The organism is Mannheimia sp. E30BD (assembly GCF_041807785.1).
Classification (GTDB): Bacteria; Pseudomonadota; Gammaproteobacteria; order Enterobacterales; family Pasteurellaceae; genus Mannheimia.
Genome location: NZ_JBGTYX010000025.1, coordinates 1 through 20,604, shown reverse-complemented (window position 1 = coordinate 20,604; position 20,604 = coordinate 1). Strand labels below are relative to the sequence as shown.

The window sequence follows — 20,604 nt, the reverse complement described above, 5'->3', positions numbered from 1 at the left end:
AAATCTTTTAAATATTGAGTGAAAATAAAAACTCTCGCCCATCAAAACCGGCCGAGAGTCTAGAAATTGGAGGTCGAATTATACAGAGTTTTTCAGAATTTGGCTACAAAACAAGCGGTCTAAATTTGCAAAAATTTTACAATTTAAAACTGCTTGCCAGAATCATTCCTTTGTTATGCCGATAAATTTTAGCGATAATCCCTCGCCCCAAAAATCGCTGTGCCAATTCTTACCATTGTTGAGCCGCATTCAATAGCGGCTTGCATATCATTCGACATTCCCATTGAAAGGGTGTCAATGCCCTCAAATTCTGCTTGCAAGCGGTGAAAAAGTTGCTGCATTTTGCAAAGGGCGATCTTTTGTTGCTCTGGCTCGCTTTCAGGTTTTGGAATTGCCATTAAGCCCCGTAATTTCAGGTTCGGCAGTTGGGAAATGGCTTCTGCAAGCGGTAACATTTCCTCTGGTTCAATACCCGATTTGGAATCTTCATCGCTGATATTAATTTGAATTAATACATTAAGCGGAGCTTTACTCTCTGGGCGTTGTTCGTTTAAACGCTCGGCAATTTTGAGCCTGTCCACCGTTTGAATCCAATCAAAATATGTGGCAACCAGCTTGGTTTTATTTGATTGAAGCGGCCCGATAAAGTGCCATTCTAAGTTCGTTCCTTGATTTGCAAAAAATTCGATTTTTTCGACCGCTTCCTGCACATAATTTTCGCCAAACACACGTTGTCCTGCATCAATCGCTTGTTGAATAGCTTCCACAGGCTTGGTTTTAGACACCGCCAGCAATCGTACATTTTCACGCTGAAATTGTTGGGAAATTTGCTCAATTTGTTGATGAATTTGCGATAAATTCGCCGCAATCGACATTGTTGTTCCTTTGGTAAAAGAGGTTAAAAAGGCTATAATGGCGAAATCATACCATATTTGAGGCAAAAAAAATGTTAGACCTAACCAAGATTAAATTAGTGATTACCGATGTTGATGGCGTTTTAACCGACGGCGGAATGTATTACACCGATCAAGGCGAAGTGATGAAGCGTTTTCACGTTCACGATGGGCTTGGGGTAAAAATGTTGCAAAGCTGTGGCATTAAGGTAGCGGTGCTATCAGGCGGCAATACACCTCTGCTTCGTAAACGTCTTGAGGTGTTAAAAATCGATTTAGCTCAACTTGGTAAAATGGAAAAACGTTCCGCCTGTTTTGAGTTAATGCAGCAAGCAGGGGTTACGCCCGAGCAAACCGCCTACATTGGCGATGATACCTTAGACTTACCTGCCTTTGAAGTGTGCGGAATTGCCATTGCTACACGCAACGCTCACGATTACATTAAAGAGCAAGCCGATTGGATTTTACAAAAAGCAGGAGGCGAAGGGGCATTTAGGGAAGTATCTGATAAGATTTTAGAAGCACAAGGTTTTGGAGAAATATTTAAAACCGCTGATGGTTTTCTAACGGTGGCGGGGAAAATGGCTCAGTAATTCCCCTCTCTCTGAAAAATACACCTAAACGGCGTATTTTTCGCTCTCTCTCCCACAAGGAGAGAGAGTTTTAATTAATCCGCCTTTTTACCTTCAATATATCGCTCAAAATTTTGGATATATTCGTCTAAATTTGCAGCCAGCATTTCTTTGTATTGCTCCACAAAATATTGAATAACTTCTTCTCTAGAATCCACAAGTTGTTGTTTATATTCTGCCTTGCTTGCTGCAACGTAAGCGTTAAATCTCGCACAGCCAAAGAGCATTGCATTGCTTACTTGGTTTGGAGCAATGTTTTGTAAATGCGCATTGGCGATGTTAATAAAGCCGTCTGCTCGTTGGTAAAAGGTTGGGTCAATTTGTTTGTCTGAAATGTTGATCATAAAATTCTATCCTTCTGATTAAATTGCAATAGCCGCCGCATATTTCGTAAATTTTTAGTAAAAAACGACCGCTTGTTGCACTTAGTCTTCGATTGAAATCGCTTCTTTGATTTTTTTAAGTGCGGCATTTTCAAGCTGACGGACACGTTCCGCCGAAATACTGTATTTTTCCGCCAAATCTTGTAATGTGGCTTTGTTATCATCTAGCCAGCGAGTTTTAATGATGTCTTGGCTGCGTTCATCAAGGGTGGCTAACGCATAAGCAAGCTGAGCTGTTGCCTGCCCGCTATGCTGTTCGTCTTCTAGGTCGTCCGCAAAATTAGAGTTATCATCTTCAATGTACATTGATGGAGCATAACTATCTTCATCATCATCGCCTGCAGGTAAATCAAAGCCTAAATCTTGCCCTGTCATACGAGATTCCATTTCTCGCACTTCTTCAACGGAAACACCTAAATCATCAGCCACTTTTTTGATCTCTTCTTCATTAAACCACGCCAAACGGTTTTTATTTTTGCGTAGATTAAAAAATAATTTACGTTGGGCTTTGGTGGTAGCAACTTTCACAATTCGCCAGTTTTTCAGCACATATTCGTGAATTTCTGCCTTTACCCAATGCACCGCAAAGGAAACTAAACGCACACCAACATTTGGGTCAAAGCGTTTTACCGCTTTCATCAAACCGATATTGCCTTCTTGGATTAAATCCGCCAATGGCAAACCGTAACCTAAATAGCCCCGTGCAATATGAATCACAAATCGCATATGAGAAAGAATAAGCTGTTTTGCTGCTTCAACATCTTCATCATAATAATAACGCTCGGCAAGCTCTTTTTCCTGCTCGGCGGTTAGAATCGGATATTGATTTGCCATTCGGATATAGCTGTCTAAATTGCCTTGTGGCACAGGCATTGAGCCAGACACTAACGCAGGGTGCATAGCCTCTACGATTGAGTTTTCATCTTCCTCGATTTCATCAACTTCAATAGGCTCTGCATCAACAATTTCTGCATCTTCAATCTCATTTTCGTCAAATTTTTTCATTCTATTTCTCTCAATCCCTAAGACAATATCAGCATTATAACAGTGTTATGCTGAATCTTTTATTAGAGGTAAATAAAAAAGTTGAGTTCCACAGGAAACTCAACTTTTTACTCTTAATCACTAATATAAGGTTAGGCTTGTACCATTTTTTCTTCGTGTTTTGCTAAAATTAAATAGCCAACCGCAGAAAATGCGGAAAGTGCAGCAATAATGGCATAAGACCAAAACCAACCGAAACTATCGGCGATAATTGGCATAATCCAGTTAGCCCCCATATTACCAAGCAAGTAAGCTGTAACACCTACAAACCCAATGGCTGTTCCCGCCACATTGAGCGGCACAAAATTAATAGTAAGAATATTAACAATTAGCTGCGGACCGTAAATTAACGCCCCTAAAATACCACAAATGACTAATAAGAGGGCGTAATTTGGCGAACCTGTCGCTGTAACTAATTCATAAGCGAACACAACACCAACCATAATAAATAAGCCTATTGCCCCCATTTTCGCCATTTTATTTGGATATTTTACCGCTAACCACGCAAAGACGAGTGAACCGGGAATTGCAACCCACTCCAGCACAGAAATCGCTATATGAGATTCTGCATCACCCATTTTAGCCACTTCATGTAAATAAATTGGCATCCAGTCTTCAATACCAAAACGAACGAAATAAAGTGCCACATTTACTGCTGCAACTAATAATAATGCTGGATTCAGAAATACATATCTCCAAATTAGCTGCCAGTAAGTTAGGTTATGCTTTTCTTCCTCTGAAGCCACATTTGATTCCCCAGCATCGCCATACATCGTACGCAATGAATCTAAGCCTTCTTGTTCAGGGCTATCACCACCATACTTCCAACAAAAGATAGCAAATAGAAATACTAATACTGCAGGCACTAAGAAGGCTAATAGAATATTTCCTGTGGAAGGAACAATAAAGCCCATTGTGGTCATCATCGCAATCATCATTGGCAACAATGCTGACCCCATATTTTGTGAAATATTCCACCCTGCAATAGCAGCTCCACGCGTTCTATTCGGATAGTAGTTAGCAATCATATTTTGCGAAGCAGGTGCTAAAGCCCCTTGTACTACACCACATAGCACTAACAATACAGCTAATGTCATAATGGAAGTATGATGAAAACCAATAATCAAACAAATAGCCGCGCTTGCTGCTAAACAAATAGAGAACAACTTACGCAAATCGACCTTATCACCCAATGCCCCCATATAAAATTTAGCTAAACCATACGAAATAGTTAGACAAGATAGCAGCATAGCGATATCCGCTTTATCCCAACCATTCGTCACCATAATAGACTTGGACATTAATTTAAAATTATTTCGTACTAAATAGGCACAGACATAACCTAAAAACGCCACAATAAAAATAAATTTTTGCCGTTTTAAAAAAGTAGCGAACTTTTCAGGCTCACGTTGAGCATAAGCTAAAGTCATAATCAACTCCTTTAAGTTAAAATATTAGAAATTAATCGCATACTATGCCTATGTTTAGTAGATAAACAAGAGATCTAGATCTCATTTTTAACAAAAAGTCATTTGCAAAATTTTTTGCAAATTTAACCGCTTTCCTTTAAAATAAAGCTACTTTTGGGGCTGATTTTGGATTCGACGGGATTGGCGAAGCCCGAGGTGCATGTCGAGGTGCGGTAGGCCTCGTAAACAAACCGCAAAATAATAGTCGCAAACGACGAACAATACGCTTTAGCAGCTTAATAACCTGCTTTAAAGCCTTACCGCCCCAGCTTCCGCTCGTAAGACGGGGAGTTCGGTAAGTCACCCAAAACGAGATCGTGTGGACGCCGCCGCTTTAGGATCGAAACACTAAATTGAATAAAGCTAGTTTATACATTGCGTGTCTGTCCGCTGTGTATAAGCGAAATTAAAGACTAGACTAAACATGTAGTACTGAAGGTAGAGAGATTTCGGACGCGGGTTCAACTCCCGCCAGCTCCACCAAAACATAAACCTATAGCGTTCTATAGATACCTAAAAAGCCTTGAAAATCAATGTTTCAAGGCTTTTTTATTGTCCGTTGCGTACCTATACGATACAATCAAATCCGAAGATTTTAGTTATACGTTTAGTTATACGGCATAACTAAGCCATAGAAGCCGTATAACTAAAACCTTATCAAACATAGGCTAGACAAGGCTTAAAGCCCATTTACTGGTATAACTAAAATTTAATAACGTATAACTAAAATAGAAATCGCCGTATAACTAACGCAAGGGGAAGCGATGGCACATTCAACTACACCGCTAAATAGCACTCAAATTGATAAAGCCAAGCCGAAAGAGAAAGAATACACGCTAGCCGACGGCAAAGGGCTTTACTTGCTTATTAAGCCAACAGGAGCGAAGTTATGGCGGTTTAATTATTACAAGCCATACACTAACCCGAAAAAACGGGCTTTAATCAGCATAGGCAGTTACCCCGATGTTTCTTTACAGCAAGCAAGGCAGACTAGAGATGAATATAATGCTCTCCTTGCTCAAAATATCGATCCGCAAACTTACCGCCAACAGCAAGATCAAGCAAAGGTTAACGAAATCAGAAATACTTATGAAAATGTGGCGTGGGCGTGGCTTGAACACCGTAAGACTAAGAAAAATTTTTCAGATAACTACCAAAAAGATGTAATCGCCTTAATTAAAAATAACCTCTTGCCGCACTTTGGGCGAATGCCTATCACACAAATAACCGCACCGATGGCAATCAAGGCATTCAAACAATACCAAGACGAGGGCAAACTAGAGAAGTTAAAGCGGACGATTCAAAAGCATAATGAAATTATGATGTTTGCCGTACACCGTGAAATGATACCGTTTAACCCTACCGCCAATATTTCAAAAGAGTTCGATAGCCCAACGGTGGAACATTTCAAAACCATTAAGCCGGAAGATTTAGGCGAGTTTTTATATACCTTACAAAACGCCCAAATTCATTTACAGACACGCTATTTAATTCTGTGGCAGTTACTCACAATGACCCGCCCGAATGAAGCTGCTAAGGTAAAATGGGCGGATATAGACGAAAAAGCCAAACTATGGACGATACCAGCGGAAAATATGAAGCGAGGCATTGAGCATAAAATCACACTCTCACGCCAAGCAATCGCACTTTTGCGAGAGATTAAAAAGCTAAGTGGCGGTAAAACGTATTTATTCCCTAGCGTGAAGAACCCACAAACGCACGTCAATACTCAAACCGCCAACGGTGCGATCAAACGAATGGGCTACAAGGGCAAATTAGTGGCTCACGGCTTGCGGGCCATCGCCTCCACTTATCTTAATGAGAAAGGCTACAATAGCGATTTAATCGAGGTTGCCTTATCGCATTTAAACAGCGACCGAATCAAAGCCGCCTATGATAGAGGCGAACGCCTAGAGCAACGTTTTAAACTGCTCCAAGTATGGGCGGATTTTGTAGAGGAATGTTCGCAAGGTAGCTTACCGCAATATCATTTGAAAGTAGCCTAGTAAATTTCCCGCCAAAAATGACCGCTTGTAATGCCGTTAGGTAAACCGCCTGACGGCTTTTTTATGCCCGTAATTCCCCTTGATGAAAATTCTGTAAACTTTTCGATTTTTACCCACTTTACCCACTTTCCACTATTATTTTTTTATAACTAACTGAAAAATAAAGAAAAAATGACAGTGGGTAAGCAGTGGGTAAAGTGGGTTAAAAGTGGGTAAATGGCTAAAACTTATCACTTGCTACCTGCCAAAACCTCACATTCAAGTAGCCGTTGATTGATATTAACGGCTTTTTTATTGCTTAATTCTGTACCAATTACGCACCGATTGCGGATCAATACGGGGCAAGTTCTCACAAAACCTTAATGAAATATGACCGCTTGAATGCTCTTTTTTATAACGTTCAGAAACCTACCCTTAGCCTATTTTGATTTACTGTAATAAAACACAGCTTATTACTTGTAATTTATCTGAATAATTAGCAAAATACAGCCTATCAAGTTCAATCCGTAACTATACGGATTTATTCAAATTAGCGTGGATAGTGGCGGAGTAGCTACCAAAACGAAAGGAGAAAGCCCTTTATTTCTCTTTCCACGCTCTCACAGTAAAGGGCAGCGTTAAAGGGGCGTTTATGGTTGATATTCAAGCTGAATTAAAATCGGTCAAAAGCAATTTTGAACGTAAATATATAACATTATTGGATTTAATAGAGGCATTAAAAAGAGAGAGTAATGCTACATATTCAGAAATTGCTCAATACCTCCTATTGAAGTTCTTACCTTATGAGCCGTTGCGAGATGTGCGTTTTGAAATAGATACAGGCCTTGATTCTTATCGACATTTCCAATTTACAAATTCAGACTATTTAATGCCTTATGAAACCCCAAAGAAACTATATTATGTAAGTATTGAGCATCTATATTTTGAGGAAGTTAAAGATGTGCTAAAAATGTTAGAAGCTTTTGATGAGATCCCAATATTTAATGCAGCAATCACATCAAAAAATCACATAAGAATTGAATACAAAAATAAAACCTATAATGCTAACCCTTTCGGCATATCGGAATATGAAAACATTTGTTTTGAAATTGACGATATAAAAAGAATTCTAGGAATGGATTTTTCCGAATATAAAACTACAGGAATAATCAAGAAAATAGAAATTAATAATACTGAAAATGTAGAGAATGGGTCGGCTTCTTTATCAGATGAAAACAATTTTTTATCTATATGTGAATCAGATCTAGAAGCTGAAATATCAAAAAACGAATTACAACAAGCACAAGCTCGAATAAATGAACTTGAAAAGCAACTAGAGCAAGCTCAATCAGTCCAACTTCCACCAGTGGTGGAAGTTGCGGAAGAACCACAAGGAAGAATGAGCAAACCCCAAAGAGCTTTATTCTCCTTACTACTTAATAAATTATATCCTGATGGCAAGATTCCTAATGTAAATTCAGTAAAAGATGCCATAAATGAAGAACTGAAGAAAATAGGACTTTCAGAAGTAAGCTATAACACCATAGCCAAATTAATGAATAAACCTAAGTAACCCCATAAATACCCCTCAAATTGCCTCTTATTTTCAAATAAGGGGCTTTCTTTTTTCAATTAAGACTACCAAGATTTTCAATTAAGCTATTTGAAACAAAAAATTTTCTAATAAAAACCTAACCTTTTGAAATAAAAGGCTTATATTCTCAAAATACCCTCAACCAAACCGCTCACAACCTTTACAGGTTTAAGCATTCCATTCAATAGTTTAGGGGGTATTCAATGACCGAAAGCACTATCACACACTTAGCCGGAGATGTTCGCATTCTCCGCCCAATTCACGCACGCCAAAAGTTAGGCGTAGGCAAAACCACTTTTCAAGACTGGCAGAACCCGAAATCAAAACGCTATCGCCCAGACTTCCCGAAAAAAATTCAGTTAGGGGCTAATTCGGTCGGCTATCTCGAAAGCGAAATTAATGCGTTTATTCACTCACTAGCGAATAGCAGAACAGTATAGGGAGATTACCAATGACAGCAGAAAAATCTTCAGCCACTCAATTAACCGAGTTCTTGCCGATTGTTACGCAACGACATCAAGGAGAAATCAAGCAATTAGTTGATGGTCGCCAATTATGGCAATTCTTAGAGAGCAAACAGCATTTTGCGGACTGGATTATAAAAGCGATTGAAGCAGGCTTCTTTGAGAGAAATAAGGATTATTTTACGTTTCATAAAATTATGAACCGTAAACTAGGCGTAAGGGGTGCAAGTAAACGCAATGAGTATTTGCTGACCGTATCAATGGCTAAAGAATTAGCAATGCTAGAGCGAAATGAGCAAGGGAAATTAGCTAGAAGATACTTTATTCAATGCGAAGAACGACTATCACAACTTGCCCCCAATGATGTTATTCAATACCGCCAACAATGGCATAAAGACCGAGAGGCAGTAAAAACCCCATTTAAAAGAATGTGTAACTCACTTGAACAAGCAAGAGAAAGAGAGGGTAAGGCAACAAGCCGAAAGCACTATATCAATGAAGCTAAAATGCTAATGAATGTGCTATTGGGTATGAATGTTCATCACTGGCGACAGGCTCACAACATCATAGGCGATACAAGAAACGCCCTTAATATCGAGCAGTTGCTCAAACTGGAATATCTAGAGCAAGCCGATAGTTTATTGCTTGATATGGGGATATCCGATTATCAACAACGTAAGAGCAAGCTCGCTGAAATGTTAGCAGTTAAATTTAATCAGAAGTAACGAGGCAAATAATGCGTTGCATTACCGCCAAGCAAAACCCCGTTTTAATGCGGCTGGCTATTCGGCACTATCTCAATAACGACAAAGGCACTAAAACGCCCTTATTCACGTTTTTAAGCCTGTATTCTGAAACCGAGCCTTACCCATTGCCCGAGCTTTTAATTGTGCTAGGCAACCGAATAGCGAAGCTGGAACAACAACATAACGCAATGCCAAGCGAAACCGATTCAATCACACTAGGCATTTTAAGAAAACAACTTAGCCAACTGTTAAAAGTGGCGGAAAGAATGAAGGAATAAACCAAAATGAAACACGAGCTTAATTTACCGGGTATTACCGCTTTAATGAGTGAACCTATCAAAGCAACCTTGAGCTTTTTAGATTTTCCGCATATCCGAATTGAACGACTGCACCACGATAACGGCAGACCGTTTTTTATCGGTGTGCTTTCTCTTGACCTTGAAGATCATATCAATATTGAAATGGCAGGGGCTACGGGCTTTTTAGAGGCTCTAGCGATTATTGCCTATCATCAACAACTAACAGCTACGCCGTTATTAGTGAATGATGACCTATTGAGTGAAATCAACAAGCTACCCCACCCACAACGAACAAACCCATTTATTGACCGGCAAGGCAACGAAATTACAAAAGAAATGATGAGCAAAGATTATAGAAAGCAAGTTGATTATACCTTTGCTGAAAAGCGAATGGCGGAGGGGAAAGAATGATTGAACTCACACCAAAACAAGAGGCTTTTTGCCTTGCCTATATTGAAACCGGCAATGCTAGCGAAGCCTACCGCCAAGCCTATGAAACCGAAGATATGAAGTCCGAAACCGTCCACCGAAAAGCGAAAGAGCTAATGGATAACGGCAAGATTACGGCAAGGATTGAGGAACTGAAAGCCGAACACGCAGAACGCCATAAATTAACCGTTGATGACCTTTTAAAGGAGCTGGAAGAGGCTCGCATACTGGCGAGAGAGAAAGAAAACCCTAACGCAATGACTCAAGCCACAATGGGCAAAGCGAAGTTGCTAGGGCTGGATAAGCAGGTTATCGATCACACCTCGAGCGATGACAGCTTAAAACCTCAAATTCATCTTACAGAGGGCGAATTTAGAGAAATTGCCCTCGAACTTTTAGCCACCGTTTAAACAAGGAACAGACAAAATGAAACCACTCAAACCCAACTTTAAAACCTATCCGCAAATGAACCGCACTTTTGCCTTAAATAAAATCGCCATTGAGCGTTGTAAGCAGGATTTCCCCGACTGCTACCACTTTAAAAAGTTGATGGCGGAAGAATGCACCGAACTCGCCGACCGTTTGAAAATGGGGCTTGTACTGATGGCGGAATTGAAAGCAACAAGCACCCTAACAAGCGACCAAAACCGCCATTTTAAAGCGTTCAGAAATGGGGCCAAGTATTTAATCAAACAGCTTGAAGAAACGGCTCTACACGTTGCCAACGTGGATAAGGGAGAGTTTGAGCCAACACCTTATAAACCGATTAAACAAGCGGACTAAACACTACATTAAGGCAGGAAAATGAAGAAACACCATACACAAACCAACGGCGAAAAAGTGCTTTTAGAGGTCGTTCTAAATGAAAATGGCACATCCGAACTTGAATGCACGTTGAAGCATTACATTATCAGCCCGAGAACCTATATCAGCCAATTTGAGCGGGAAACAGGGCTGAAACTATGGCACAACAGCACCCTATCGGAGAACGGCAAATATTACAAACGCTATCAACTTCCCGACCGCCACACCGCCGAAAAGCTGATTAATTACCTCAATCACAAGGCAGAGCTAAGAGGCGAAACCGCCATCACAAACGCACAGGCACAGCAGATTTTGAGCCGTTTTAATGAGGTGTAAGAATGCCAAGAATACAAACAGAAACCCTAACCGCCAAACAAGAAGCCTTTTGCCTTGCCTATCTTGAGTGCGGAAACAGTTTAAAAGCCTATCAAGCCGTGAATACCGGCACAATGAAACCGCACTCAATGCGAGCAAGGGCAAGCGAAATGATGAATGATTACAGGGTATTTAACCGGCTGAAACAGCTAATCAAGGAACGCAAAGCGAAAGGCGGACATTTACCGAAGTTTAGAAAAGGCTCACTAATGGCGGAATGGCTGAAAAATGATCGTAGATAAAACTTGATATTCACGATGGTATTTCCGCCGTATTTCCAAAAAATTGAGGCGAATTATCCGAAGAATTTAGGATTTTTTCCAATGAATGTACAAAAAACAAAAACCCCTAGCCATACACAACTAGGGGTCAATCAAGGTATCAAAAATGAAAACTCACAACCATTATTTTAAAACAAATATTGATTTTGTTCATCATAATTCAGCAAAAAGTGAAAATATTTCACGCATTCACAAATTGCTAAATAGCGTAATTCTAAGCTATTATGCTCACGCAGTCGCAAAATCGGCTGCCGAGCCTGGAAACTCGAATTTAACCAAAGGCGAACAGCACGCCCAACGTGCTTTTTTTGTTCGTAGCACACGCACACCCAAAGAAACCACACAGCTGAAAATTCAGCCTAGTGAATTTCTCTCTATGGTAGCGTGTAATGGGAAAGGTTCGCCCTTTGCTGATTTCCTTTGGTGTCAGTTTTCCAGCCCGTTACACGCTACCGCCCAAACCCTGGAAAGTTTAGCGGTAGCCTTAATTAATCAACCAAAGGATACCGTTATGAAACGCTTTAAATTCCTAACAGGTTCACGCCTGATCATTACCATTTACGCAAATAACCGCCAAGAAGCCGAGAATAAAATCAAATGGATAAATAAGCCTATCTGTATTGGTTTAAATTTACCGAGTATTCAGGGGGTGCAATATGCGTAAATCCACTACTCCAAGCCATATTGCTTTAACGATGGAACAAGCAGGTAAACTTAATCAGTCTATTAATTATGCCCAAGCCATTTTAACACTTATTCAAAACGACAGTATAAACAATGAGGGCGAAGAACCCGATGAGTTCTTTACCAGCACTAGCACCATCAAAACCGCTATTTCAGCCGTTCAGCATTTTTTAAACGTGGCAGAAGAAAACAGCAAAGGGGTTTATTTATCTCTGGAGGTGAACAATGGCTAAACCTAAACCAAATTTACAAGAAGCCATTGGCAAGCTATGGGATACCGTTTCAGTCCTCACGCTATTGAGCAAGGTAAATATTGGGAGCGGTCAAGATGGCGATTTTCAAGGCAGTTTAGATCTTATTTCAAAATCTCTTGCCGATACTGTTAGCGAAATTCAAGACTTAACAGGAGGCAAGAATGGCTAAATACAACGTTATTTTGACCTACAAAGACGGCTCAAGCTTTGAATGTGCGAAAGGTGTAACCCTTGATCGTGCTAAGCAAATTAAAACTGAAGCCGAACACAGAAAGGCAACAAATGAATTTGCGTTTAGAGATGTAAAAACGGTTACCATCACAGATGAACAGGGGGCGAACAATGACTAAATGCTACGCCGTTATTCTCAACGCTCCTTTATTTGATGGCGGTGCGGTTATGCCAATCATAGAAGCCTTTTTCGCAGACAGAAAAGCGGCTAGCCGTTTTAAATCTAAAAACCCTATACGGCAGGAAGTGCGAGAAATCAGCCCCAATGATTACACGGTTACTATTCTGTTAGCGATGGGAATAGTAGCAATACCGGCAAAAGGCTTTAAACATTACCAACAGGCGGAAAAAGCACTACCGCCATTGAAAGCGGTTATGCCTAACCATCACTTTGAGATCGTGAAATTTTGCGATACGGCACTTTATAAACGCAATAAGCAGGAGGGGAAACTATGACTAAACCGGTCAAAGCCCCTTTTGTGGATAAACAACCCAAAGGCAAGCCATACGAAGCCTACATTATTGCCGGCACTAATGCGTGGGATAAAACCAAACAGCAAACGGTGCTAGAGTGGACGAAGTCGGAAAGTAACTATCAGCCTATCATTCTAGGTAGTAAAGAATTGAGAAAAATCGACCGCTTGAAGTTGGCGGTAGAGGTGGGAACAATCTCAATCTATCGGGCAGGAGAACTCACAGAAGCCGAGAAATCGGCTATTTGCCAAAACCTTGCCAAATATTCAACCGCCGAAACGGTAGCCTTTTATGATGAGGCCCTACAGCTTGAAGAAAATGCAAGCGGTTATATCGCCCGATTGTGTGCAGAGAGTGGCGGAGGTGTGGAAGAAATCGAAGAAGACTTTGAAGAACGATTTAACACGCTAGGCGATAACGGCAAAGTGTCGGAGTTTTTGAAATGGTATGAAAAACCATTACAACGGCACGCCCAAAGCGGCGAGTCCTACCAATTCAACGGTAAGAAATGGGAAGCCCTAGAAGATGACCTACTAGGGCGAGAAATCCGCAATTTCTTCATTGCCAAAGGCATTAAAAAGTATTCGGCAATCCGCATTAAAAAGATGATTGATTTATTCAAGTATGAACTAGAACCGACCGCCAAGCATAATCCGCACTTACTGGCATTTAACAACGGCATTTTAGATAAACGTTCGCTAAAATTTACCGCACACACTTCAAAGGTATTCATTACTTCCTTTATCAATGCCGATTACAGCGAGCAAGAACAACCTACACCAAACTTTGATAAATGGCTAAAGTTTGTCAGTAACGGCAATTTAGAGCGAGCGAAGACGATTTTAGCCGGCTTGTTTATGGTGCTAACCAATGCCGACAAATGGCAGTTATTTATTGAGGTAACAGGGGCAGGCGGCACAGGGAAAAGCACTTACACCGAAATAGCGAAACTACTGGCAGGCGAAAATAACCACGTCGGCATAACGCTAAAAGCCCTTGATGATGAAGTAAAGCGTTGCATTATCATTGATAAAACGTTCATCATTTCAGGCGAACAGCCGAAATATACAGGGGACGGGGCAACGATTAGAGCAATCACAGGGGGCGATGATATATTCTTCAACCCGAAGCATAAAAAGCCGTTTAGCCAAAAAGTGAATGCGGTGTTTATGACAACCAATAACACCCCGATTTTGTTTACCGAAAACAGCGGAGGAACGGAAAGGCGGAGAGTGATTTTCAGGTTTGATCGCATTGTACCGATTGAAGAAAGGGACTTCAATTTAATTGATAAAATTCAAGCCGAAACGGGGGGCATTATTCGCTTACTGTTTGACACTTTCCCCGACCCACTCGAAGCAAAAGCCCTACTGGAAAGGCAAAGGATCAGCCAAGAGGCTCTAGCGGTTAAAATGGAAGTGAACCACGTTTTAGAGTTTGCTCAAGAGTTCGAAATATTGCCGACAGTAAACGGCTTAGCGATGGGGAGTTCACTTAATAACGGCACTAGAGACAGTGCGATTTACCCGGCTTATATTTACTTTTGCCAGCTCAACGATATAGAGCCAATCAACCGCCGAACCTTTACCCGAGCGTTTAAACAAGCCCTTAAGGAATTAGACAAAGGGGAATACCAAACTAGGGAAAGTAACGGGCGAACGGTGACAAATGTTCGCTATATCGATAAGCAACGCACCTTTAACAAGTGGCAAGGCTAACACCTACCGCCAACAAGCAAAGCCTAGATGAAATATGCTAGGCTTTTTTATTGCTTGTTTTATTGATTTATCCTCACTTTGCGGATACTATAACACCCAGTAGAACCGCAACGGAATAGACAGAATGAATTTGACTTTTATTGAAACTGCTCTCTTTTCAAGATTTAGAGCCGAGCATATTAGTGATGACGTTTATCGAGCATTACAAAATGAGCTACTGGAAAATCCTGAAAAAGGCGATATTGTAAAGGGCTTAAATGGCGTTAGAAAAATCCGCATACCGGACACACAACGCAACAAGGGCAAGCGTGGCGGAATTAGAACAATGTATTTTTACTACACCACAAGATCGCACATTTATTTTCTTTTTGCCTATGGTAAAAATGAAACGGAAGATTTAACAACAGAGCAAAGAAAAGCAGTGAATGCGTTATTAGAATTAATTAAAACTAAGTAAGGGGTATATATGAGTTTTTACGATGATTTAATGGAAAGCCTAACCGAAGTTAAAGAGCATTTAGAGGGCAAGCGAACACTACGAACCGAAACCCTATCACGCTCTGAACCGTTGCATATTTCAGCCGATGAAGTAAAAGCAATCAGAGCAAGGCTCAATCTTTCCCAAGCGGTATTTGCTCAACGCTTAAGAACCAGCATTAAAACCTATCAAGGGTGGGAGCAAGGGAAAAGCACCCCGAACCCACAGGCAACTATTCTATTGCGACTGGTTGAACAGTCCCCACAGGTATTTGAACAAATCGCACGTCTTTAAAATATCAGCCGTTGATGAAAATTAACGGCTTTTTTGCCTCTTGGTGCTACCAAAACCGCCAATATTTTCCCTTTCAAAGTGGCTAACAGTGGGTAAAGTGGGTAAAATTTCAAAAAGTTTTAAATTTTTTCTTTATAAACTTAAACTACTATAGAAAACTACGAACTAAATTCCCCATACACGATCCGAATAATTGTACACAAAACAGCCTAAGCAATAAGGCACTTTGGATTTTAGTTATACGTTTAGTTATATCTTGAAAAATCAAATTAGAAAGAATCCTTATTTATCAATGCTTGAAGTAATGCAATTCAGATGACGCCAGCACCAAAACAACAAAGCCTTAACTTTTAACAGTTAAGGCTTGTTCATTTGTAAATATTTAGCTAAATCGTACCGCTTGCCAGCTAAATGCCATCGCCAAATAATCCTTGCTCATCTTCAAAATATTGGTTCATATCGAATGCTGGTTTTTGTTCTGAAGACTTGCCGATAATACGAGCTGGCACACCCGCAGCAGTTGCGTGGTCAGGGATTGGTTGTAGTACCACCGAATTTGCTCCAATTTTGGAATAGCGTCCAATTTCAATATTACCGAGAATTTTAGCTCCAGCTCCAATCATTACACCCTCTCTGATTTTCGGGTGGCGGTCGCCATTTTCTTTGCCCGTTCCGCCTAGTGTTACGCCTTGCAGAATAGAAACATCATTTTCAATGACAGAGGTTTCGCCCACAACGATGCCTGTGGCGTGGTCAAACATTATGCCGCACCCCACTTTTGCCGCAGGGTGAATATCGACATCAAAAGCAACAGAAATTTCGTTTTGTAAATAAACCGCAAGTGCCTTTCTACCTTGATTCCATAAATAGTGTGTTACTCGGTAGCTTTGTAATGCGTGAAAACCTTTTAGATAAAGCAGTGGCGTACTCCATTTATCTACCGCAGGGTCGCGTGTGCGTACTGCATTAATATCACAAGCAGCGCTTGCAATAATTTGAGGCTCTGCACGGTAGGCTTCTTCGATAATCTCTTTTAGTGCAATGGCTGGCATAATCGGGTTTTCTAGCTTATTGGCTAGAATATAGCTTAACGCATCACCTAAATTATGATGTTTTAAGATAGTTGCGTGGAAAAAACTTGCCAGCATTGGCTCGCTGTTGGCAAGCTCTTTCGCTTCTTCTCTGATAGATTGCCAAATATGATTAATTTCATTTTGTTGCATATTATTCCCCTTTTCTCTCACGCCCTAATAAGGTTTTCACCACATCTAAAGCACTTTTTCCTTCAAATAGCATTTGGTAAATTTGCTCCACTATTGGCATTTCAACGCCCTGCTTTTGGGCTAGCAAATAGGCTTCTTTGGTATTGTAAAAACCCTCTACAACTTGCCCGATTTCCTGAATAGCAACTTCTGCTGATTTTCCTTGCCCAAGTGCTAAACCAAAACGGCGATTTCGGGATTGGTTATCAGTACAAGTTAAGACGAGGTCACCTAACCCTGCCATCCCGCTAAAAGTTTTAGGATCTGCACCTAAGGATACGCCTAAACGGCTGATTTCAGCAAGCCCTCGAGTAATTAAAGCAGTTCTGGCATTTGCACCAAATCCCATACCATCTGAAATACCTGCACCAATCGCAATCACATTCTTAATTGCTCCGCCTAACTGCACCCCCACAATATCGTTGTTGAGATAAACTCGGAAAGCTTTTGAGCAATGAATACGTTGCTGCATTTCATCAGCAAATGTAGGATCAGTTGAGGCGAGCGAAATCGCTGTCGGTAGCCCTGCTGCCAGCTCTTTTGCAAAAGTTGGACCAGAAAGCACTGCTAGTGGATAAGAATTACCTAAAATTTCTTGCGTTACAGTTTGTAATAATCTGCCTGTATCTCGCTCAAGCCCTTTCGTTGCCCACATAATGCGGTGATCTTTAGATAGATGTGGTTTAATTTGCATCAATACATCAGAGAAAACGTGGCTCGGCACAACAATGAGTAAATCTTTTACATTTTGCAATGCGGTTGATAAATCTGATACCACTTCTAATGCCTCAGGAAAAACAATATCCGGCAAAAACTCTTGATTCATTCGAACCTTAGCAAGCTCTGCCATTTTTGCAGAATTATGCCCCCATAAATAGGTTTTATGGCCGTTGCGTGAAAGAGCAATTGCTAGCGCTGTACCGTAAGAGCCTGCACCTAAGACAGCTATTGGTGCTGAATAAACTTTACTCATATATCTTCTCAACTCATTTGCAAAAAAATCATTAAAAACAGCCGCTTGTAGATAAAAAAATAGGTATGCAGTGCATACCTATTTCTCTGAAATGCTTAGTTAGCTAATGGCTGCTCTGCACCTTCTTCTTGTTCTTGACGTTGGAGATAATCCATAAATAACGCATCAAAATTCACAGGAGAAAGATTTAATGCAGGGAATGTACCACGATTTACAAGGCTTGAGATTAATTCACGAGCGTAAGGGTAAAGTACATTCGGGCATTGTGATGCTAAGCAGTGAGCAAGCTGAATGCCTTCTAAACCTTTAATCGTAAACACACCAGCTTGTTTCACTTCACAAATAAAAGCAACATCATTGCTATCTTCTAAGGTTGTTTGTACCGTGATGTGTAGCGTTACCTCGTATAAATCTTCGCCAATTTCTTTGGTTTCAGTATCCAGTTCAAAACCTAATTGTGGTTTCCATTCTTGGTGGAAAATCGTCGGCAAATTAGGGGCTTCAAATGAAACATCTTTCACATAAATACGTTGAATTTGAAGCTCGAAAGGCGTTTGTGTAGCTTCTTCTGTTGAAGCAACTTGATTTTCTTCTGACATAAAATTTCCTTAATAAATAGATTATTTATGTTTCTTAACCGTTGGTAGGCTTGCTGCACGCCAGCCTGCTAAACCTTCTTTTAATACATACACTTTGCTAAAACCTTGTTTAGCAATCGCATCTGCAATGCTACCTGAAGTAAAACCATTAATATCGGCTAAAATTACAGGGCGAGCTTTGTATTTATCAATTTGGTGCGTTTTTCCTGCTTTTAATTCTGAAGGTAAAGCGTGAATACTATCAATAATATGACCTGCACGGAATTCTTCGTCCGAACGTAAATCAATTACCACAGCGTCTTCTTTATTAATCAACTGCGTGGCTTGTGCGTTATCTACAATAGTGTATTTACGGGTTGCGTTTTTATAAAAACTGAAAATGACCGCAACAAATAAAGCGACCCACGCAAACACCATAATAGTGTGGTTTGCCACGAATTGCTGTAATTGTTGAGCAAATGTAAGTTGTTCCATAATTTCATTTCCTTAAAATTGAAAAATAAGCGGCTTTTTTGACCGCTTGTAAAAGCAATAAAAGGTGGGCATAAGCCCACCCTAAGGAAATTATTGAGCTTGTTGTGACATTACTTCATCAAATGACATTGCTTTTTCAGTTACTTTAGCTTTTGCTAACACTGCATCAACCGCTTGCTCTTCCAATACCACATTGCGGATATTTTCTGTTAATTGGCGGTTTTCCGCATAGTGAGCAACGACTTCTTCAGGCTGTTCGTAAGCTGATGCGATATCTGCAATCATATCTTCAACACGTTTTTCATCTACTTTTAACTCGTTAGAACCGATGATTGAAGAAAGTAATAAGCCTACTTGAACACGGCGTTTAGCTTCTGCTTCAAATAATTCTGCAGGTAACTGTGCTGCCATTTCTGGTTTACCACCAAAGCGCTGAACTGCCTGCTGACGTAACACATTGATTTCTTCTTCAACTGCTGCCGCAGGAACTTGAACATCATTTTGTGCAATTAAGCCGTTGATTACCTGTGTTTTAACGCGTGAAGTTACCGCATTTTTCAGTTCACGTTGCATATTTTTCTTGATTTCTGCACGTAATTCTTCAACTGATTTTGCATTACCGAATTTTTTCACAAATTCTTCTGTTAATTCAGGTAATACCATTTCTTCTACTTTTTTCAAGGTAATTGCGAATTTCGCTGCTTTACCTTTTAAGTTTTCTGCGTGGTATTCTTCTGGGAATGTTACATCGATGTCGAATTGCTCGCCTGCTTTACGGCCAACGATACCATCTTCAAAGCCCGGAATCATACGACCTTGCCCCATAAATAATACGAAGTCTGATGCTTTACCGCCTTCAAATTCTTCGCCATCTACAGAACCAACAAAATCGATTGTTACGCGTGATTCAGCTTTTGCTGCATCTTGGCTTTCTGTCCAAGTTGCTTGTTGTTTGCGTAACACATCAACCATTTTATCTAAATCTGCATCAGTGATTTCTACTACTGGTTTTTCAACTTCAATATTTTCTAAACCTTTTAATTCCACTTCTGGGAATACTTCAAATTCAGCTGTGAAGCTAAAATCTTGACCCGGTTGGTAGTTGTTTGGAGTGAATGTAGGGCGACCTGCAAGGTTAATTTTTTCTGCAATTACTGCTTCAAAGAATGCACGTTGCATTTCATCAGACAATACATCTTGACGAGCTGCGATACCGAAACGTTGTTCGATGATTGAGTGAGGAACTTTACCTTTACGGAAACCATCTACACGAGCATTTTTCGCATAGCCTTTTAATTGTTCTTTATATGCTGCTTCGATTTTGTCAGCTGGTACGTTAATAGTTACACGGCGTTGTAAGCCTTCTAATGATTCAATTGAAAATGACATTCTTAAACCTCAGTTTAGGGATATAAAAGATATACAAATAGACGGCTATTGTATCGATCTATAAAGGAACTGTCGAGAAGAAAGTCATTGAGAGAGCTGGAAAATAGAATAGTTTTTACAAAAAAATCCAAATATTACCGCTTATCAATGTTATTGGCTACAAGCGGTCTTTTTTATTGTATTTTTTACTGTTATTGACTGTAAGGGCAAATTGCAATTTACCCCTACAAAATAAAAAAGAGGCATATCTCTGGATATGCCTCTCTTCTCGTTTATTACTATCAAATATTATTTGATGATTTTCGCTACAACGCCAGCACCTACTGTACGACCACCTTCACGAATCGCAAAACGTAACCCTTCGTCCATTGCGATT

28 protein-coding genes, 1 other RNA gene and 1 pseudogene are annotated in these 20,604 nt (G+C 40.3%); 20 read left to right on the top strand and 10 right to left on the bottom strand.

Translation table 11 applies throughout. The annotated features are described in order from the left end of the window. Window positions 1-188: 188 nt before the first annotated feature. Window positions 189-875 (bottom strand): YggS family pyridoxal phosphate-dependent enzyme, encoded by a 687-nt coding sequence (locus tag ACERCG_RS10755; RefSeq protein WP_373612069.1) that lies wholly within the window; start codon window positions 873-875, stop codon window positions 189-191. A 71-nt stretch (window positions 876-946) separates the two neighbouring features. Between ACERCG_RS10755 and ACERCG_RS10750 the strand changes: the two genes are divergently transcribed. Further along, window positions 947-1,486, top strand: coding sequence for a KdsC family phosphatase (locus tag ACERCG_RS10750; RefSeq protein ID WP_373612067.1), 540 nt, complete (start codon window positions 947-949; stop codon window positions 1,484-1,486). Between the two features lie 74 nt (window positions 1,487-1,560). On the opposite strand, the gene ACERCG_RS10745 is transcribed toward ACERCG_RS10750, so the two are convergent. The 3 genes from ACERCG_RS10745 to ACERCG_RS10735 all read right to left on the bottom strand — a co-directional run bounded on the left by ACERCG_RS10745 (window position 1,561) and on the right by ACERCG_RS10735 (window position 4,382). After that, window positions 1,561-1,869: a DUF3144 domain-containing protein gene (locus ACERCG_RS10745; protein ID WP_373612066.1), complete on the bottom strand. Its 309-nt coding sequence runs from the start codon at window positions 1,867-1,869 to the stop codon at window positions 1,561-1,563. An 81-nt stretch (window positions 1,870-1,950) separates the two neighbouring features. Next, the gene (rpoH, locus tag ACERCG_RS10740) at window positions 1,951-2,913 is read right to left on the bottom strand and encodes an RNA polymerase sigma factor RpoH (RefSeq protein ID WP_373612065.1); all 963 of its coding nucleotides are present in this window, start codon (window positions 2,911-2,913) and stop codon (window positions 1,951-1,953) included. 131 nt (window positions 2,914-3,044) lie between these two features. Continuing rightward, window positions 3,045-4,382 (bottom strand): MFS transporter, encoded by a 1,338-nt coding sequence (locus ACERCG_RS10735; RefSeq protein ID WP_373612064.1) that lies wholly within the window; start codon window positions 4,380-4,382, stop codon window positions 3,045-3,047. Window positions 4,383-4,537: 155 nt separating this feature from the next. On the opposite strand from ACERCG_RS10735, the gene ssrA reads away from it, so the two are divergent. The 19 genes from ssrA (at window position 4,538) to ACERCG_RS10640 (ending at window position 15,531) form a co-directional block, all read left to right on the top strand. After that, window positions 4,538-4,904, top strand: a transfer-messenger RNA (tmRNA) gene (gene ssrA, locus ACERCG_RS10730). A gap of 281 nt (window positions 4,905-5,185) precedes the next feature. After that, window positions 5,186-6,427, top strand: coding sequence for a tyrosine-type recombinase/integrase (locus tag ACERCG_RS10725; RefSeq protein WP_373612063.1), 1,242 nt, complete (start codon window positions 5,186-5,188; stop codon window positions 6,425-6,427). 631 nt (window positions 6,428-7,058) lie between these two features. Continuing rightward, entirely contained in the window at window positions 7,059-7,979 is a 921-nt protein-coding gene (locus ACERCG_RS10720) for a hypothetical protein (RefSeq protein WP_373612062.1), read from the top strand. A 224-nt stretch (window positions 7,980-8,203) separates the two neighbouring features. Further along, a complete protein-coding gene (locus tag ACERCG_RS10715; protein ID WP_373612061.1) occupies window positions 8,204-8,440 on the top strand; it encodes a helix-turn-helix transcriptional regulator in 237 nt (78 codons plus the stop codon). Between the two features lie 11 nt (window positions 8,441-8,451). Further along, the gene (locus tag ACERCG_RS10710) at window positions 8,452-9,189 is read left to right on the top strand and encodes an antA/AntB antirepressor family protein (protein WP_373612060.1); all 738 of its coding nucleotides are present in this window, start codon (window positions 8,452-8,454) and stop codon (window positions 9,187-9,189) included. Between the two features lie 11 nt (window positions 9,190-9,200). Beyond that, entirely contained in the window at window positions 9,201-9,488 is a 288-nt protein-coding gene (locus ACERCG_RS10705) for a hypothetical protein (protein WP_373612059.1), read from the top strand. Between the two features lie 6 nt (window positions 9,489-9,494). After that, on the top strand, window positions 9,495-9,920 hold the full coding sequence (locus tag ACERCG_RS10700) for a hypothetical protein (protein WP_373612058.1): 426 nt from the start codon (window positions 9,495-9,497) through the stop codon (window positions 9,918-9,920). Further along, window positions 9,917-10,348, top strand: a complete 432-nt coding sequence (locus tag ACERCG_RS10695) for a terminase small subunit (RefSeq protein WP_373612057.1) — start codon at window positions 9,917-9,919, stop codon at window positions 10,346-10,348. The genes ACERCG_RS10700 and ACERCG_RS10695 overlap by 4 nt, the downstream gene beginning before the upstream one ends. A 16-nt stretch (window positions 10,349-10,364) precedes the next feature. Then, the gene (locus tag ACERCG_RS10690; protein ID WP_373612056.1) at window positions 10,365-10,721 is read left to right on the top strand and encodes a hypothetical protein; all 357 of its coding nucleotides are present in this window, start codon (window positions 10,365-10,367) and stop codon (window positions 10,719-10,721) included. Window positions 10,722-10,742: 21 nt separating this feature from the next. Beyond that, on the top strand, window positions 10,743-11,078 hold the full coding sequence (locus ACERCG_RS10685) for a hypothetical protein (RefSeq protein WP_373612055.1): 336 nt from the start codon (window positions 10,743-10,745) through the stop codon (window positions 11,076-11,078). Between the two features lie 2 nt (window positions 11,079-11,080). Then, complete coding sequence (locus ACERCG_RS10680; protein WP_373612054.1) at window positions 11,081-11,359, top strand: terminase small subunit; 279 nt, start codon at window positions 11,081-11,083, stop codon at window positions 11,357-11,359. A gap of 145 nt (window positions 11,360-11,504) precedes the next feature. Continuing rightward, the gene (locus ACERCG_RS10675; RefSeq protein ID WP_373612052.1) at window positions 11,505-12,062 is read left to right on the top strand and encodes an ash family protein; all 558 of its coding nucleotides are present in this window, start codon (window positions 11,505-11,507) and stop codon (window positions 12,060-12,062) included. Then, window positions 12,055-12,315: a hypothetical protein gene (locus tag ACERCG_RS10670; protein ID WP_373612050.1), complete on the top strand. Its 261-nt coding sequence runs from the start codon at window positions 12,055-12,057 to the stop codon at window positions 12,313-12,315. The genes ACERCG_RS10675 and ACERCG_RS10670 overlap by 8 nt, the downstream gene beginning before the upstream one ends. Next, on the top strand, window positions 12,308-12,505 hold the full coding sequence (locus ACERCG_RS10665; protein WP_159630020.1) for a hypothetical protein: 198 nt from the start codon (window positions 12,308-12,310) through the stop codon (window positions 12,503-12,505). Before ACERCG_RS10670 ends, ACERCG_RS10665 begins: the two co-directional genes overlap by 8 nt. After that, window positions 12,498-12,686 (top strand): hypothetical protein, encoded by a 189-nt coding sequence (locus ACERCG_RS10660; RefSeq protein WP_373612048.1) that lies wholly within the window; start codon window positions 12,498-12,500, stop codon window positions 12,684-12,686. Before ACERCG_RS10665 ends, ACERCG_RS10660 begins: the two co-directional genes overlap by 8 nt. Further along, the gene (locus tag ACERCG_RS10655; protein ID WP_373612047.1) at window positions 12,679-13,023 is read left to right on the top strand and encodes a hypothetical protein; all 345 of its coding nucleotides are present in this window, start codon (window positions 12,679-12,681) and stop codon (window positions 13,021-13,023) included. Before ACERCG_RS10660 ends, ACERCG_RS10655 begins: the two co-directional genes overlap by 8 nt. Further along, window positions 13,020-14,759, top strand: a complete 1,740-nt coding sequence (locus ACERCG_RS10650; RefSeq protein WP_373612046.1) for a DUF5906 domain-containing protein — start codon at window positions 13,020-13,022, stop codon at window positions 14,757-14,759. The genes ACERCG_RS10655 and ACERCG_RS10650 overlap by 4 nt, the downstream gene beginning before the upstream one ends. A 124-nt stretch (window positions 14,760-14,883) precedes the next feature. Further along, the gene (locus tag ACERCG_RS10645) at window positions 14,884-15,216 is read left to right on the top strand and encodes a type II toxin-antitoxin system RelE/ParE family toxin (RefSeq protein WP_373612044.1); all 333 of its coding nucleotides are present in this window, start codon (window positions 14,884-14,886) and stop codon (window positions 15,214-15,216) included. A gap of 9 nt (window positions 15,217-15,225) precedes the next feature. Beyond that, a complete protein-coding gene (locus ACERCG_RS10640; protein WP_373612043.1) occupies window positions 15,226-15,531 on the top strand; it encodes a helix-turn-helix domain-containing protein in 306 nt (101 codons plus the stop codon). A gap of 407 nt (window positions 15,532-15,938) precedes the next feature. On the opposite strand, the gene cysE is transcribed toward ACERCG_RS10640, so the two are convergent. From cysE to ACERCG_RS10610, 6 genes and pseudogenes are all read right to left on the bottom strand, one after another. Continuing rightward, complete coding sequence (gene cysE / locus ACERCG_RS10635) at window positions 15,939-16,754, bottom strand: serine O-acetyltransferase (RefSeq protein WP_373612042.1); 816 nt, start codon at window positions 16,752-16,754, stop codon at window positions 15,939-15,941. A gap of 1 nt (window position 16,755) precedes the next feature. Further along, window positions 16,756-17,766, bottom strand: coding sequence for an NAD(P)H-dependent glycerol-3-phosphate dehydrogenase (gpsA, locus tag ACERCG_RS10630; protein WP_373612041.1), 1,011 nt, complete (start codon window positions 17,764-17,766; stop codon window positions 16,756-16,758). A 95-nt stretch (window positions 17,767-17,861) separates the two neighbouring features. Then, window positions 17,862-18,365 (bottom strand): protein-export chaperone SecB, encoded by a 504-nt coding sequence (secB, locus tag ACERCG_RS10625; protein ID WP_373612040.1) that lies wholly within the window; start codon window positions 18,363-18,365, stop codon window positions 17,862-17,864. Window positions 18,366-18,386: 21 nt separating this feature from the next. Continuing rightward, window positions 18,387-18,839 carry a rhodanese-like domain-containing protein gene (locus ACERCG_RS10620; RefSeq protein WP_373612038.1) on the bottom strand — a complete coding sequence of 151 codons (453 nt, stop codon included), beginning with the start codon at window positions 18,837-18,839 and terminating at the stop codon, window positions 18,387-18,389. Between the two features lie 90 nt (window positions 18,840-18,929). Further along, the gene (tig, locus tag ACERCG_RS10615; RefSeq protein ID WP_373612037.1) at window positions 18,930-20,228 is read right to left on the bottom strand and encodes a trigger factor; all 1,299 of its coding nucleotides are present in this window, start codon (window positions 20,226-20,228) and stop codon (window positions 18,930-18,932) included. Between the two features lie 288 nt (window positions 20,229-20,516). After that, window positions 20,517-20,604, bottom strand: a pseudogene (locus ACERCG_RS10610) (elongation factor Tu); the annotation flags it as partial.